Here is a 15,006-nt window from a genome sequence, read left to right on the forward strand (position 1 = left end):
GATGATATCTCTTTTTTGTAACATTTTTTTGACATTCTTATCGCTAGTCGATTAACTGGTCTGATGACTAACTTGGCTAGGTAATTCGAATGTTGACCCCTCTACAAAAAGCAAATTTCTACTTAAGCATGTTTGGCTTTTTCAAAGTCCCACTTATCTGGTTGTGCCGACCAAAACTACTCGCGTTGGACAACCAACATGTTGAAGTGAAAATCCCGCTTAGAAGGCGTACTAAGAATCACCTTAACAGTATGTACTTTGGCGTTTTGGCTGTAGGTGCGGATGTCGCGGGTGGGTTTCTTGCGATGAGCAAATCTCAGCAGCAAGGTGAAAAGATCTCGTTGGCTTTTAAAGAGGTGACGGGTAACTTTTTGAAGCGCCCTGAAGGTGATGTGCATTTCACTTGTAACGACGGTGAGCTGATCAACACTATGCTGGCAGAAACCATGTCGACCGGAGAACGGGTCAATCAACCCGTAACCATTATCGCGACTTGCCCATCTTTACATGGTGACGAGCCGATGGCGGAGTTCACGCTTACGCTTTCAATTAAGAAAGTCCCTTCAAGAAAATAGCGATTAAATAATAGATTTTGGTTTAGAAGTCATGGGTAACGTTGAAGAGATAAAACAACGGTATGTGAATGGTTTCCACATACCGTTATAGAGAACTTTATAACGGCTCTATGACTCTTGAGTGATCTGCTCAATATCAACTATTTTTGAACGGTTCATAACGATCTTCCAACGGTAGTAGGTTGGTTCGTTATCATGGTTGTTCTCTTTAATGATCAGGTTGAGAAGATGACGCTTTTCTACTGATTCGCGGCTCACTTGTCCTTCATTCAAGCGGTAGATCTTGTTTGAGCCTTTATCCATCAACCGTGTCAGCGCTCTTAGGCTGATCGATAACGTTTCACGAGTCTCCTCATAACCACTCATAAAGGTCGATGTCGACATCTCAGTATGAGAGCGGTAATGCAAGATTTGCTCTTCACGTTGTACCACACGCTTTTTACGGATCGACTGAATGCGATCTGCAAGCTTAGAAAAATTTGCGTAGTCCAACCATTCCAGTTTATGGCCTACTGACTTGTTGGTCGTTGGATCATAGTAACGACGCTTCCATTTTGGCTTGCCTTTACGCAGCCAGCGCCAAAGGATGTCTCTCAAGTCATCTTTAAAGATCTCACGCAGTGCGTAAATGAAAGACATTGCCACGATGAAAGAGGCGGTAATCTCACCAAGAAAGTCACGAGCCAAGATCACAGTAGTGGTCACGACAACCATCACCAAACCGGTCGCGATGCCTTTCACGGCACGCTTAACGTTCTTACCCATCGACGTTGTCTTTTCTTTAAGCACGATAGGGTGTTCAATCAAACGACGCAGCAAACGCATCTTGTTACTCAAGCGGGTAACGTCCTCTCGAACTCTTGCTGAGTTGTAGCGGTTCAGTTTACGGTGCGCGGTCTCTTTATCACAAAGCGTTAAGAGTCGTTCTTTAATCGTTGAATACTCACTACCTCGTGGCATGTGTGAAACTAGCGATAGGAACTTTTGTTCGGTATACCAAGATAGGTAGTTATCGATATTAGCGTAGTAGCGCTTGAGATTTTCTTCGTAAGGGATGCTTCGGCGTAGCTTCTTCAAGATATCTAAAGCCAATTCAATGACTTCATCTACTTCATCAGCCGTTACGTCGTCACTATCAGTTTTATTTAAGCTGCTGACTGCTTTATCTAACGCGATAACATATTGGTAGGCAAACAGACTCAAACTGACACGATACTGTGTTGTAGATAAGCGTCCACGTTTTGCCAAGCGACTGTGTACCAAAGGTAAAAGTGTTTTGTCACTATAGTAGGCACGTTTTTGAGTGATTGAGCTGTAGAAAAAGGCACTTTCAGAAAGCACTTCAGGAGTCAGTCCAAGTTCACCGGGAATGAATAGATAAACGTCCATGTCGAGCTTTTTGGTCTTAGCCATGGCATGGTTAATTTTGAGTGTTATCGCATCTTGTTTATCAACGGTGATCAACGATGTCTCCTAGAATGTAAAAATATGAATGAAACTAGCGAAAGCATATCAGAGATCACGTATAATCTCCGCCAAATTTAAAGTAGAGACAACCTTGATGATTAATATTGGTCAAATAAACAACTTAGAAGTAGTAAAACAAGCAGACTTCGGTGTATTCCTTGACGCGAGCGACTATGGAACCGTGTTGCTGCCGAAACGATTTACTCCTGAAGGTGTTGAAATTGGTCAAAAGCTAGATGTTTTCTTATACATTGATTCTGACAACCAGATCGCTGCAACCACTGAAAAACCAATCGCTCAAGTAGGCCAGTTTGGTTTGATGACGGTTGAAGGTGTTAACAGCACTGGTGCATTCATGAGCTGGGGCGTGAAAGGTAAAGACCTTCTTGTTCCTTTCAGCGAGCAGCGTGGCCGTTTAAACGAAGGCCAGTCAATCTTAGTATATGTGTATATCGATAAAGCATCGAGCCGTATCGTTGGTACAACGAAGTTCAACAAATGGTTAGACAACACGCCTGCTACTTATAAGCAAAATGAGCAAGTTGATCTCATTATCGCTGAGCGCAGCCAATTGGGTTACAAAGCGATCGTGAACGGTGAACACTGGGGTATGGTTTTCCCATCTGACATCATCGGTAAGCTGTTCATTGGTAAAACACTAAAAGGCTACATTAAAAACGTTCGTGAAGAAGACGGTAAGATTGATTTGTCTCTTCAGAAGGTTGGTGTGGCTAAGATGGATGACCTAAGCACTAAGGTTCTTGACCTGCTTGAGAAGAAAGGCGGTTACCTGCCTTTGAATGATAAGTCTTCTCCTGAAGTTATTTTCTCTGCATTCAGAACCAGCAAAGGTACGTTCAAGAAGACAATTGGTGGTCTATACAAATCTGGCAAGATCACTATCGACAAAGAAGGTATCAGCTTAGTTAAGTAAGCGGTCCTTTCGGTCAAAAAAAAGCCCAAACCTTCCTGTTTGGGCTTAGGGGAAAGGGCTCCGAAGAGCCTACGCTAATCGTCTTAATCTTTTGACTGTTAGATTGAAGTCTAGTTTAGATTCTCTAAAGTGCGATTTTTCTTTTTGGAAATAGTGGCTTGAATTGATATTTATGTAATTAGTTGTTGATTTACAAGCGCTCGCACACTGACTTATATGGACGATAGAATAGAAAAAGCCCAAACAATTAACGTTGTTTGGGCTTTTGTTTATCTAGCTGTATACAGGGAGAAAGCTTTAGAATAGGTTCTTATCGCGCACTAACTCGCGTGGTAAACCGTTCTTCACTCGGTTGCCAACCCATTTACCAAGGCCGATGATTGCACCGTTGTACTTCACTAGTACTTCACCTTTGCCAGACAAGCCTTCAGGGCGAACATCGCGGCCCATGAACCATTCACGAGCATCTTCAATGCTTAGCTCGACAACATTAGCTTCATTACCTGTTGCAAGCGTTGTCGCCACTTGGTGCTGCCAGCGGTAACCTTTTTTATGGGTTTCGGCGATCTTGATTCCCATGCGAGAAAAACGGAACTCACCGATCATAGGCTCTAGCGCTTCTGGGAATAGCCAAACGTCTTTGTCGCGAATCCAAACCTGAGTATCGCTTGGCAATTCGATATCGAGAGTACTCATTAGTTGTTCAGCGACTTCTTGCTGAGTTTTCTTTGATGCTTTTTCAAATGGGAATTTACCCATACGTTTTTTAACTTCTGGTGGAGTAACAGACGCTAGTTTACGGATACGTGCAACAAAGAAACCTTCAGAGTCATAGACCTGTGGGAAGATGTGAAGAAAGCCTTCTTCTGTCGTGGTTGCTTTTGCGTTGTCGAACAGTGACTCAAGAGATTCAAACTCAACCGCATCACCAAAGGTTTCTTTTAGGTGATGACACACTTGTTGGTTCTCTTCGGTGCTAAGCGTACACGTTGAGTAAACCAAAACACCATTAGGTGTAAGAGCATGGAATGCACTTTCAATCAGATCTTTTTGCGTGTCGGCAATGTCGACCACAGATTGATACGTCCAGTTCTTCATCGCATCGGCATCTTTACGAATGGTGCCTTCGCCAGAGCAGGGTGCGTCTAGCAACACAGCATCAAACTGTTCTGGTAACCAACCACCAAAAACTCGACCGTCAAAGTTACTTAGAGCGGCATTACGAACGCCACAACGTTCGATGTTAGCGTGAAGGACTTTCACACGGCTTGCTGCATACTCATTGGCAACCAATACACCGCGATTATTCATTAGCGCAGCGATTTGCGTTGTTTTAGAGCCGGGTGCAGCCGCAGTGTCTAGCACCGCTTGGTAATCAGCTTCGCCTTGGAAAAGTGCCGAGGGTGGCATCATCGAGCTGGCTTCTTGGATGTAGAAAAGACCAGACATGTGTTCTGCCGTATTACCTAGTGGCGCTTCACTTTCGTCCGCTGTAATCCAAAAGCCCGTTTCACACCAAGGTACAGGTTCCAGTTCCCAGCCTTTCTCTTTTGCTCGTACTAGGAAGTCTTCAACACTGATTTTCAATGTGTTGATTCGAATACTTTTACGAAGTGGTTTTTGGCATGACGCAACAAAAGAAGCCATATCTAGATGACTAGGCATGATTGCTTCGATGTGCGTTAGGAATTCTTCAGGAATATATACGTTAGCGTGCAAAAGAGTATCTCGATTTATTGCATTAATGCGGGGAGTTTAAAGCAAAATGAGGCCGTCCTAAACCATATTTGCAGCAAACAACAAAAATGCAGCCTAATGGCTGCATTTTGATGAAGAATTAATCTTCCAGAAACGTCAGAGAGTTCACTCTATGGACGAGGAATTGCGGTTCTCCATGATTTCCACTCATCTTCGGCTTGAGGATAGAGGTAGAAAGACTGATCTTCGCTTGCTACTGGTTGAAGTTCATTTGTCGGTGGCGTTGAGAATGTAATACCACCTCTTAACAAGCTGTCTACCGTTCCGGCTTTGATGTTTGCGCCTGACAGGCCGATAGAGACATCGACGCCCGACACGTTCCAGAACACGGTGTTTGCGCGGATTAGATACGCGTAGTCAGGTTCTATTTGAATCGTAGATATGATGCGATCAGCAAACTCGCCCAGCTGAACATCTATAACACTGCCAATTTCTAGTTCACGGAATAGGATAGGTGTACCTTCAGATACTGAGCCGCGCGTTTCGCTTTGCAGTTGGAATATCTTGCCTTCAGGCTGCACAGGTCCTTTGCTAAGCTCAAATTTCGTGTTTCTTTCACCTTTGCCCGGGTCTACGTTGATGTGTTTAGAGAGCAGCGCAGAGACGTTTTTGATGCCATTAAGGCCAATCTCAGGTTCTGCCAACCAGAAGTGACTGTTCGTCACGGCAATCTTGTCGACGTACTCAGGTAAAATACGCGCAGTAATTTCAATGCCGCCCTTGTTGAAGTTCGGAATCACCAAAGTAACCTCACCAACAGTGACACCTTGATATTTGATCGCCATGCCCTTGCTGACTTCTTGATCGCCAGAAGAGGTGATAGTAATCGCGCGGCCAAATTTTCGAGCGGATTTCGAATCTTTATAAAGCTTCCACACATCGCCGAGTTTGTTGTCGATTCCTGGCAGAGAGTCAAAAGCAATACCGCCTTGGATAAGGGTTTTAACTGGTGCCGCTTTAATGCTGATACCCGATAGCGACGCATCAACCTCAACGCCTGAACGGTTCCAGAAAACAGTGTGCTTGTTGAGTAAGTGCGTGTAACGATTTTCGATTGTGACTTTGATTCTTACGCCACCGTCGGCAAGCTGAAAATCAGAAATATTACCCACTTGTAGGTTGCGGTAGAGGAGTGGGCTGCCTTTAGAAATTGAAGGTAACTCACTGGCAAACAAAGAAAGTGTCTTTGAACCAGACTGATTAAACTTAGCAATTTCTGCTAACGACTTACTTTGGAAAAGTTGGTAGTCCGTTCGAGCTTCAGATTTACCTTCACTCACAAAGCTAATCGAGCCGGTAAGAAGCTGTTTTGCTGGTGGGACCGTAACACTCAAGCCTGATTCGGTTAGCTCTGCAGTCGCACTACCTGTCACAAAGAAACGGTTGTGGCTTTTGATAAGGTGCGCGTACTCATTATCGATAAGTGCATCCATGAAGACTTCGTGTTTATCAGAGCCCGTACCAACACCATCAACTAATCCCACATGGATGATAGAGCCAACGGCAATGCCTTTGTAGAGAAGTTGTGTACCGACATCTAACCCGAACGAATTGTTCGACGTTAAGCGAATCGCAACGGATTTCTGTTGTTCCTGACTGAATTCATTTTTGCGGATTGCAGTAAATCGACGCGCCTTTTCACCTTCACCCGGTACCAAGGTTAAAAAGTTACCTGTCACTAAATTGGCAATGTTTTTCATGCCAGTAAGCGACAGTTCAGCCTCTTCTAGAACGAATTTACTGCCGCTGTTTAAAAAGTCACTGAATGCCGGTTGGATAGCGGCAGATGCAACGACGTTTTCACGCCCTTCACTTAGCGATAAATCAGTGATTTGACCGATTTCAATGCCGCGATACATGATCGGAGCACCCGTTGCACTGATTTTATTATCATCGGGAACGGCGATCTTGATAGAGATACCTCGACCCGCTGTCTTCAAATCTGGGTAGAGCTTGAACTTGGTATTCATCTCTACGGGTTGGCCTTCTCCCGGAGAGTCGACCGCAATTGAACCGCCAAGCAATGCACTTAGGCTCTCTAAGCGAACATCAACACCAGAAAAACCAATACTGGCACCTAAACCACTGACATTCCAAAAACGGCTTTGGTCGGTAATGATATGGCTGTATTCATCTTTAATTGACGCTTGAATCGTAACGGATTTCGCGTTGTCGTTTAACTGGTAGTTGTAAACCTCACCAATTGGGATTTTACGGTAAACGATTTGAGAGCCAACAGACACGCCGCCCAGATCTTTGGTCGTCAGTGAAATATTCAAACCTTCAGAAGCCAGTAAATCAGAAGGGGAGGATTCTAACGCTTGGAAAATGGTTTCTGGGTCTTGTTTGGTTTCGCTCGGGTGGATAGCAATATAGTTACCTGAAACAAGTGCGTCTAATCCTGAGATACCCGACAAACTTGCTGTCGGTTTTACAAGCCAGAAACGAGTGCCTTTTGAGAGTAGCTTCTTCGCTTCAGGGTAGATGTCTGCATCGACATAGATGCTCGATAGATCTTTGGATAAAGTGATGTGGCGCACCATACCCACTTCTAAGCCTTGGTAACGAATCGTTGTTCGACCTGCGACTAAACCTGCGGCATCTGAGAAGTATATTTGCACACGTTGCCCAGCATCGTGTATCGATTTCATGACCAACCAACCGGCTAAGGCGACGGTTAATATCGGCAGAATCCACAAAGGGGAGATGCCTTTGTTTTTCCTTATTTCTGGTGAATATGACGTTTGTGATTGGTTATCGTTGTTCATTCACTGACTCATCTTTAGAGGTGTAGTTATCCCAAATTAGCCTAGGATCTAAGCTTTCCGCTGCTAGCATCGTGAGAACAACTACGACGCCAAAAGCGACTGCACCATAACCTGGTGTAAAGTTTAAAATTTGCCCGCGGTCGACCAAGGTCATCATGATCGAAATAACGAACAGATCCATTACCGACCATTTCCCCACCCATTTCACGATGAAATAGATGGTCATACGTTGCCTGTGGTAAACGGCGCGCTTCATCTTGATACAGATTAAGATGTACGCGAGGCCCAGTATTTTCGCGACTGGCACGACGATACTGGCAATGAAAATGATCGCAGCGATGCCATACATATCGCTATTAATCAGCGAAGCGACACCGGAAATGATGGTGTCTTCTAGCCTTTGACCGTTGGTAATAAGAATAGAAATAGGAATGACATTGGCTGGCACGATAGCCACGGATGCGGCAAATAGCAGAGTCCAAGTTTTCTGTATAGAGTAGGGCTTGCGGTGGTATAAGTCATGGTGACAACGCACACAAGTATGACCGTCAGGCTGAGATAGGTGACAGTTGTGACAGTGTACGTTCTTACTCTCAGCAAAAGAGTATTCGGATTCTTTTGCCCAAGCTTCCCAGTAGCGACGTACACTGATACGGCTTACTAGTAATACGCTGAAAAGCTGCAGAAGAATCAGGCCAATCAAACCAGGGCCGACGAAAATGTCAGAGTAATCTTGCAGTTTGAAACATGAGACCGCCAAACTTACCAGAAACACATCCAACATCATCCAATGTTTGAGAGTCTGAATAATGGCTAATGCATAACGAAAGGGTGTGAAGATCTTAAGACGCAGTGATGCATGAGTGATGAGTACCGAGGTGCACACGAGCAACGGAGCGATCGAACTGCAGAACAGGATCAGCAAACCAAGTAGAGGAAAGCCTTCGCCCATTAAGGTAAAAACACCCGATGGTAACGTCGCGGGTATCATGACGCCAATCAGGCGAATACTGATGAATTCAAAAAAGTGCGATGGGATAAACAGCAATAAGCAGGTAATTGCGATTGCTAGGTTTCCAGAGAGGCTAGGGGTACCGCCTCTATAAAGCTGAGTTCCGCATCTTGGGCAGTAAGCTGATTTCCCTAAAGGGATGTCCATTTTATCTACGGGAAGTTCGCAGCCCTGGCAAAGACGCACTGAGCTGCTGTCGCATTGGTGTTTTGTTGATAAAGGGTTGGTTACGGATGGGGAGGTCACGCGACCTCCCAAGTTGAAACGTAAGTTAGGTTAGCAACCCGACTTAAAGACTCAGAGCCACAAACATCAGGCGTGCGATTGCACACTGCCGTAGAGTGTTTGATAGAGTCCTTGTTGTTCAACCAATTCACCATGTGTTCCCGTCTGTGTGACTTGTCCATCTTCTAAAACATAGATTAGATCGGCTTGTTTCACCGCTGATAATCGATGAGCCACTATCAAAGTTGTGCGATCTTTCAAAAACTCGCTCAACGCTTTATGCAGTGCTGACTCTGTTGCTGTATCGAGTGCAGATGTCGCTTCATCAAGAATAACAAACTTAGGATTGCTCAGCACCATACGAGCTATTGCTAAGCGTTGTCGTTGACCACCAGACAGTCGAACGCCATTCCTACCAATTTGTGTATCTAAGCCATTGCTCAGTTGCTTGATGACATCTTGCATTTGAGCGACTTCAAGCGCACGCCACAACGACATTTCGTCGTATTCAGCACCAAGGGTCAGATTATGCCTTAATGTATCGTTAAAGAGTATAGGTTGTTGTAAAACAACGGCAATTTGATTGCGTATTACATCAAAGCTGATGTCATCGGTTGTTTCACCGTTATAGCGAATGCAACCTGAGTCTGCTTGGTAAACCCCAATCAGCAACTGGATTAACGTAGATTTACCCCCTCCACTCGCACCGACCAAAGCGACTTTTTTACCTGCAGGGATGTGCAGCGATAGCCTATTTAAAACAGTGTTTTCTAATGTGTAAGAGAATGTAACGTCTTCGATGTCAACTGTCACTTCTTGATCTTCAGTAAATGGGTTCACTTTACTGATAGGGCGCTTCTCTTCTTCTAACTGAAGAAGATCGTTGATGCGTTGTAGTGCCGCTTTCGCGCTATACCAAGAGAATTGAATCCCTAGTAGCTCTTGGACCGGGCCTAACATGAACCACAAGTAGCCAAATACCGCGAAAATCTGACCAATGGTTAAGTCACTGAATAACACCATTAGCATAGCGACGGCACGGAAAAGCTCGAAACCTAGTAAGAACAGCAGAAACGAAACACGGCCAGCAGCTTCAGATTGCCAAGCGTATTTGTCGGCGTCGATTCTTACTTGGTTTGCTTGAACCTTAAGCTCATCGAGAAAGATACGCTCTTTATTCGCCGCGCGCAGTTGGTAAATGCCATCTAAGGTTTCCACCAAACGGTTTTGAAAGCGCTCAAAAGATTGGTTTTCGTATTTCTTAAGGTGTTTGACCCTGCTGCCTAGTTTACGGGAGAAATAAATCACAACAGGATTGACCAGTAAAATGAACAACCCTAAACGCCACTCTAGCCACAACAGCACGATCGCTGTACCGAACACGGTCAGGAAGCTGATGATAAATTTAGAAAGAGTCGAGCCAATGAACTTATCTATTGTCTCTATGTCTGTTATTAGGTGGGCGTTGATACCGCCGCTGCCTTTGGTTTCGTATTGTCTAATACTGATGCGACCAAGCTTATCTATCATCTTGCTGCGCATTTGATAGGTAATTGTTTTGGACACAAGCGTAAACTGACGCCCTTGCAGAATGTTCAACGCTTGGCTAACGGAGCGCATGATAATCACTAACAACAAAGTTAGTGCTATATAGCCAGTCGGTGTTTGTAATGAAGATGGAAGTAGGTGGTTCATCATCTCTAAGCCAGAAGCAGGCTTATCAAGTAATACTTCATCAACCATTAATGGCATGAGCAACGGGATAGGGACACTGATGAGAGTTGCAAGTATGGCAATAATGTTAGCAAACAGTAATTTGGACTTGTGTTTTTTTACTTGAGTTATTAACCAAGAACGGCTAATAGTGTCTTCTGAATTGTTCATTGTAATGAGAATAAGTCCTATTTAGTTTGATGACCGCATTCTACTGCGTTCTCTTGATAATGGAAGTCTCAATTTAATTGGAAGTTAATATGAAAATAGAACATTACCAACGCTTAACCAAACAAGCCGTTGCATTAATTGAATCAGAAACCGATCTAACTGCTAATCTTGCTAATATCAGTTCTTTATTATTCATGGAATTGGATGAATTGAATTGGGCGGGTTTCTATTTAATGAAGCAGGATCAAGCTAAGGAAAAAGACGAACTTGTACTGGGTCCTTTCCAAGGTCAACCTGCTTGTGTGCGAATTCCGGTAGGGCGTGGAGTGTGTGGAACTGCGGTTGCGACGAATACAGTTCAGCGCATTCATGATGTTCATGAGTTCGAAGGTCACATCGCTTGTGACGCTGCAAGTAACTCAGAAATCGTTATTCCGTTCTCGATTGGCGGAAAAATCGCGGGCGTTCTTGATATTGATAGCCCAAATGTTGGTCGTTTTTCTCAAATTGACGAGGACGGATTGACATTTTTCATGGCAGAAGTGGAAAAGCTGCTTAATTCGCACGCGAACAAGGCATAAATTATTCTCTTACTGTGGTTTTTCCCAAGCATCTCTCTATAATACGTAAAAATATTTTCTTAATGCTCGCGGAAAACCGCAAAAACCAGGAACCCACATGGAAAACACTGAAAAGTTAAAAAACAGCAAAGAAGTTATCGCATATATTGCTGAATGTTTCCCTAAATGCTTTACTCTAGAAGGTGAAGCGAAGCCACTTAAAATTGGTATTTTTCAAGATCTTGCTGAACGTCTAAATGAAGACGAAAAAGTAAGTAAGACTCAGCTTCGTGCAGCGTTAAGACAGTACACATCATCATGGCGTTACCTGCACGGCGTAAAAGCTGGCGCAGAACGTGTTGACCTAGACGGCAACGCGTGTGGCACACTAGAAGAAGAGCACGTTGAACACGCTAAAGCTACACTTGCTGAAAGCAAAGCGAAAGTTCAGGCTCGTCGTAAAGAACAAGCACAAAAAGCTCGTGAAGAAGGCAAAGCGAAACCTAAGGCGAAGAAAGCTCAACAGCCTCGTCGTCAAGCGCCTAAAGCACCAAAAGTAGAAAAGCCTGTAGAAACACGCGCTTTGAACGCTGACGAATTCATCGCTGGCAAAGAAGTAAATGTGAACATGGGTAAAGGAAACATGGCTGCGACCATTGTTGAAATCAATAAGGAAGATGTGCGTGTTCAGTTAGCAAACGGCCTACAAATGGTTGTTAAAGCGGAGCACTTGCGCGCTTAAAGGAGATACTCCTACGCATGAAATGCCGTTCAAAATTGACACTGATTGCTGCTAGCTTTTGGCTAGCAGCTTCAGCTCAGGCTCTTGAAGCCAAATTAGATCAGGACGATTTACCTCTACTCGCTCCTGAGGTCCAACACGAAACTGCTAGTAAACGTGTTACTTCTCGATTTACTCGTTCTCACTATAAACACTTCAATCTCAACGATGATTTCTCTCAAGCTATCTTTAATCGTTACTTAGAGATGCTGGATTATAATCGTAATATCTTCACTCAAGCTGATATTGACTCTTTCTCTGCGTCATCTAAACAAATTGATGATCAGCTGAAATCGGGCAATAACCAGATTGCATTCGATGTTTATAATCTGTCTATGCAGAAGCGTTTTGAACGTTTTCAATATGCATTGTCTTTGCTAGATACAGAGATTAAGTTTGATACCGATGAAAGTATTGAGCTCAATCGTAGTGAAGCTGAGTGGCCAAAAGATATCGCTGAAGTGAATGAGCTTTGGAGAAAACGCGTTAAATATGATGCGTTGAATCTAAAACTTACTGGTAAAGAGTGGCCAGAGATTCAAGAAGTTTTGGAAAAGCGTTACAACAATGCGATGAAGCGTATTACGCAATCGCATAATGAAGATGCTTTCCAGATCTACATGAACGCATTTGCGCGTGAAGTTGATCCTCACACAAGTTACCTTTCTCCAAGAAATGCAGAACAATTCCAATCTGAGATGAACCTATCTCTAGAAGGTATTGGTGCTGTGCTTCAGATGACAGACGACTACACCGTTATTCGCTCTTTAGTTGCTGGTGGCCCTGCGTCAAACAGCAAACAATTGAGTGATGGAGACCGCATTGTTGGTGTTGGTCAAGATGGCGAAGAAATTGTTGATGTTATCGGCTGGCGTTTAGACGATGTAGTACAACTTATTAAAGGCCCTAAAGGGACCAAAGTTAAGCTACAGATCTTGCCAGATGGTAAAGATGCAAAAAGTCACGTTGTCACAATTGTTCGCGATAAGATTCGTTTAGAAGACCGCGCTGTTAAATCAGAAGTGATCGAGAAAGACGGCAAGAAAATTGGTGTATTAGAAGTACCAAGTTTCTACGTTGGCCTTTCTAAAGATACCGATAAACTGATCACCGAGCTTAAAGAGCAAGGTGTTGAAGGTATTATTGTTGACCTCCGAAACAACGGTGGTGGTGCACTGACTGAAGCAACTGAACTCTCTGGTTTGTTTATCAAAGAAGGACCTGTTGTTCAGGTTCGTGATAGCTACGGTCGTGTCAAAGTGAACAGCGATACTGATGGTCAAATCAGTTACCAAGGCCCGTTAACGGTATTGGTGAATCGCTACAGTGCTTCAGCGTCTGAAATCTTTGCAGCAGCGATGCAAGATTATGGCCGTGCAATTATCTTGGGTGAAAACTCTTTCGGTAAAGGTACGGTGCAACAGCATCGCTCTTTGAATCATATTTATGATTTGTTCGATAAAGAGTTAGGCTACGTTCAATACACAATCCAAAAATTCTACCGAATCAATGGTGGTAGTACGCAAAACAAGGGTGTAGTACCTGATATTGCTTACCCAACGCCAATTGATCCTGCAGATACTGGTGAAAGTGTTGAAGACAACGCTCTTCCTTGGGACAGCATCGACAAAGCGAAGTACTCAGTGTTACAGCGTAACGATGAGCAGATCGCAGCGTTGACGGCTAAACACGAAGCTCGTATCGCAACAGACATGGAATTTGGCTTTATCGCGCAAGATATTGAAAAATATAAGGCAGATAAAGACGACAATGACCTTTCTCTGAATGAAAAGGTTCGTCAACAAGAGAGTGATGATGCGGATGCGCTTCGTCTAGAGCGTATTAACCAACGTCAAAAAGCCGCTAAGTTAGAGGCATTTAAAACGTTGGATGATATTCCAAAAGACTACGAAGCCCCGGATGCTTATCTTGATGAATCAGTTGCTATCATGCTGGATATGATCAAGAAATAAACAAAATACCTGTTATAAGGTGATTGTTTAAAGACGTACTATTTGAAAAGCGAGCTTAGGCTCGCTTTTTTTGTACCTGTGTTCTTGCCTCGAATAATGTCATGTTAACGGCATGCTTCCTCGCTTTTTAACTTGCTGCAGAACCACTGTTATTTGATTTTCGGCTGTGAAGTACACTGTAAAAATAACTAAACTTAAGTATTATTTTTCGAGTGATAATGACATTTAAGTTACTTCGCACTTAAAATTTAGTGACTTAGATCATATTTTTTCGCTTTCTATTCATTACGTGCCTAAGCTTAAAGAAAACGAGGGGACGCTTATGAAATGGATTCTACTATTTTTATCTTGTTTAAGTTTTGTGGCTTTTGGGAGCGAGGTCGCTTCGAGTAGCCAACAATCAAAAAGTGATAGTAATCTATCTCATTTTGACCTTCCTTTGCTGCTTGGTGATTGGTATTTGATGAATCCTGATCCTGAGCAAGGCACTGAAAACTTTAGAGCGATCAAGCTCACTCTTGATTCAAACTACTCATTCACTATCGATATCCAAAAGAAAGACTACAGTGTCGATCATTGGGAAGGTTTGTATAACGCCAATGAAGACACGATTATTTTGGGTTTGAATACCTCAGAACCTCAGGTTTACGCGTACAGCAGTAATCACAACATGCTGAATCTTAACGGTGTTATGTTCACCAAGGCCTTGCCAAATGCATTGGCGGGAATCTGGTCCAGTGCCCAACTGTCTGGAAGCGATCTACGTGCGAGTAACATTCAAAAAATGGATTTAGTCCTTCAGCCGGACTTTATATTCATGTTCCGAGTATCAGATGAAGAAGGTGGTGAAGTCATTCGTCGCGGGGTGTATTACACAGAAGGCGATCAACTAGTGTTACTTTATGAGAACGGTGAACACGGCACTCGATATACACTGAACAGCGATGTGTTAACGCTGCAAGGTGAAGAGGGAGATATGTTTGCGGTACTCAATCGCATTCGATAATCGTGAGTTTTAGCAGTAACGGCGTACTCGTTGATAATATTGTGCACAGTTCATTTCTTAGGC

The 15,006-nt window shown here is 43.6% G+C and carries 11 protein-coding genes; 6 read left to right on the forward strand and 5 right to left on the reverse strand.

Features of this window, described 5'->3' with window-relative positions; translation table 11 throughout:
- The first annotated feature begins 89 nt into the window (after nucleotides 1-89).
- Complete coding sequence (locus tag AB6D06_RS07705; RefSeq protein WP_017059696.1) at nucleotides 90-575, forward strand: PaaI family thioesterase; 486 nt, start codon at nucleotides 90-92, stop codon at nucleotides 573-575.
- A 108-nt stretch (nucleotides 576-683) separates the two neighbouring features.
- Here the strand turns inward: AB6D06_RS07705 and AB6D06_RS07710 are convergent, their stop codons facing one another.
- Complete coding sequence (locus tag AB6D06_RS07710) at nucleotides 684-2,039, reverse strand: hypothetical protein (protein WP_017063834.1); 1,356 nt, start codon at nucleotides 2,037-2,039, stop codon at nucleotides 684-686.
- A gap of 28 nt (nucleotides 2,040-2,067) precedes the next feature.
- Between AB6D06_RS07710 and AB6D06_RS07715 the strand changes: the two genes are divergently transcribed.
- The gene (locus tag AB6D06_RS07715) at nucleotides 2,068-2,976 is read left to right on the forward strand and encodes a S1 RNA-binding domain-containing protein (protein ID WP_372099266.1); all 909 of its coding nucleotides are present in this window, start codon (nucleotides 2,068-2,070) and stop codon (nucleotides 2,974-2,976) included.
- Nucleotides 2,977-3,273: 297 nt separating this feature from the next.
- Here AB6D06_RS07715 and rsmF read toward each other — a convergent pair whose 3' ends face one another.
- From rsmF to AB6D06_RS07735, 4 genes are all read right to left on the reverse strand, one after another.
- Nucleotides 3,274-4,695, reverse strand: a complete 1,422-nt coding sequence (gene rsmF, locus AB6D06_RS07720; protein WP_372110095.1) for a 16S rRNA (cytosine(1407)-C(5))-methyltransferase RsmF — start codon at nucleotides 4,693-4,695, stop codon at nucleotides 3,274-3,276.
- A gap of 149 nt (nucleotides 4,696-4,844) precedes the next feature.
- Entirely contained in the window at nucleotides 4,845-7,502 is a 2,658-nt protein-coding gene (locus AB6D06_RS07725; protein ID WP_372110096.1) for an MlaD family protein, read from the reverse strand.
- On the reverse strand, nucleotides 7,489-8,772 hold the full coding sequence (locus AB6D06_RS07730) for a PqiA/YebS family transporter subunit (RefSeq protein WP_372099262.1): 1,284 nt from the start codon (nucleotides 8,770-8,772) through the stop codon (nucleotides 7,489-7,491). Before AB6D06_RS07730 ends, AB6D06_RS07725 begins: the two co-directional genes overlap by 14 nt.
- Before the next feature lie 54 nt (nucleotides 8,773-8,826).
- Nucleotides 8,827-10,623, reverse strand: coding sequence for an ABC transporter ATP-binding protein (locus tag AB6D06_RS07735; protein WP_102333356.1), 1,797 nt, complete (start codon nucleotides 10,621-10,623; stop codon nucleotides 8,827-8,829).
- Between the two features lie 89 nt (nucleotides 10,624-10,712).
- Between AB6D06_RS07735 and AB6D06_RS07740 the strand changes: the two genes are divergently transcribed.
- From AB6D06_RS07740 to AB6D06_RS07755, 4 genes are all read left to right on the forward strand, one after another.
- On the forward strand, nucleotides 10,713-11,204 hold the full coding sequence (locus AB6D06_RS07740) for a GAF domain-containing protein (protein ID WP_019823239.1): 492 nt from the start codon (nucleotides 10,713-10,715) through the stop codon (nucleotides 11,202-11,204).
- Between the two features lie 97 nt (nucleotides 11,205-11,301).
- Nucleotides 11,302-11,925, forward strand: a complete 624-nt coding sequence (proQ, locus tag AB6D06_RS07745) for an RNA chaperone ProQ (protein ID WP_017057223.1) — start codon at nucleotides 11,302-11,304, stop codon at nucleotides 11,923-11,925.
- Between the two features lie 17 nt (nucleotides 11,926-11,942).
- The gene (prc, locus tag AB6D06_RS07750; protein WP_017068919.1) at nucleotides 11,943-13,937 is read left to right on the forward strand and encodes a carboxy terminal-processing peptidase; all 1,995 of its coding nucleotides are present in this window, start codon (nucleotides 11,943-11,945) and stop codon (nucleotides 13,935-13,937) included.
- Nucleotides 13,938-14,259: 322 nt separating this feature from the next.
- Entirely contained in the window at nucleotides 14,260-14,943 is a 684-nt protein-coding gene (locus AB6D06_RS07755; RefSeq protein ID WP_017059686.1) for a hypothetical protein, read from the forward strand.
- The last annotated feature ends 63 nt before the right edge of the window (nucleotides 14,944-15,006 follow it).

This window comes from Vibrio sp. 10N.239.311.G01, assembly GCF_041465805.1.
Lineage (GTDB): Bacteria > Pseudomonadota > Gammaproteobacteria > Enterobacterales > Vibrionaceae > Vibrio > Vibrio crassostreae_C.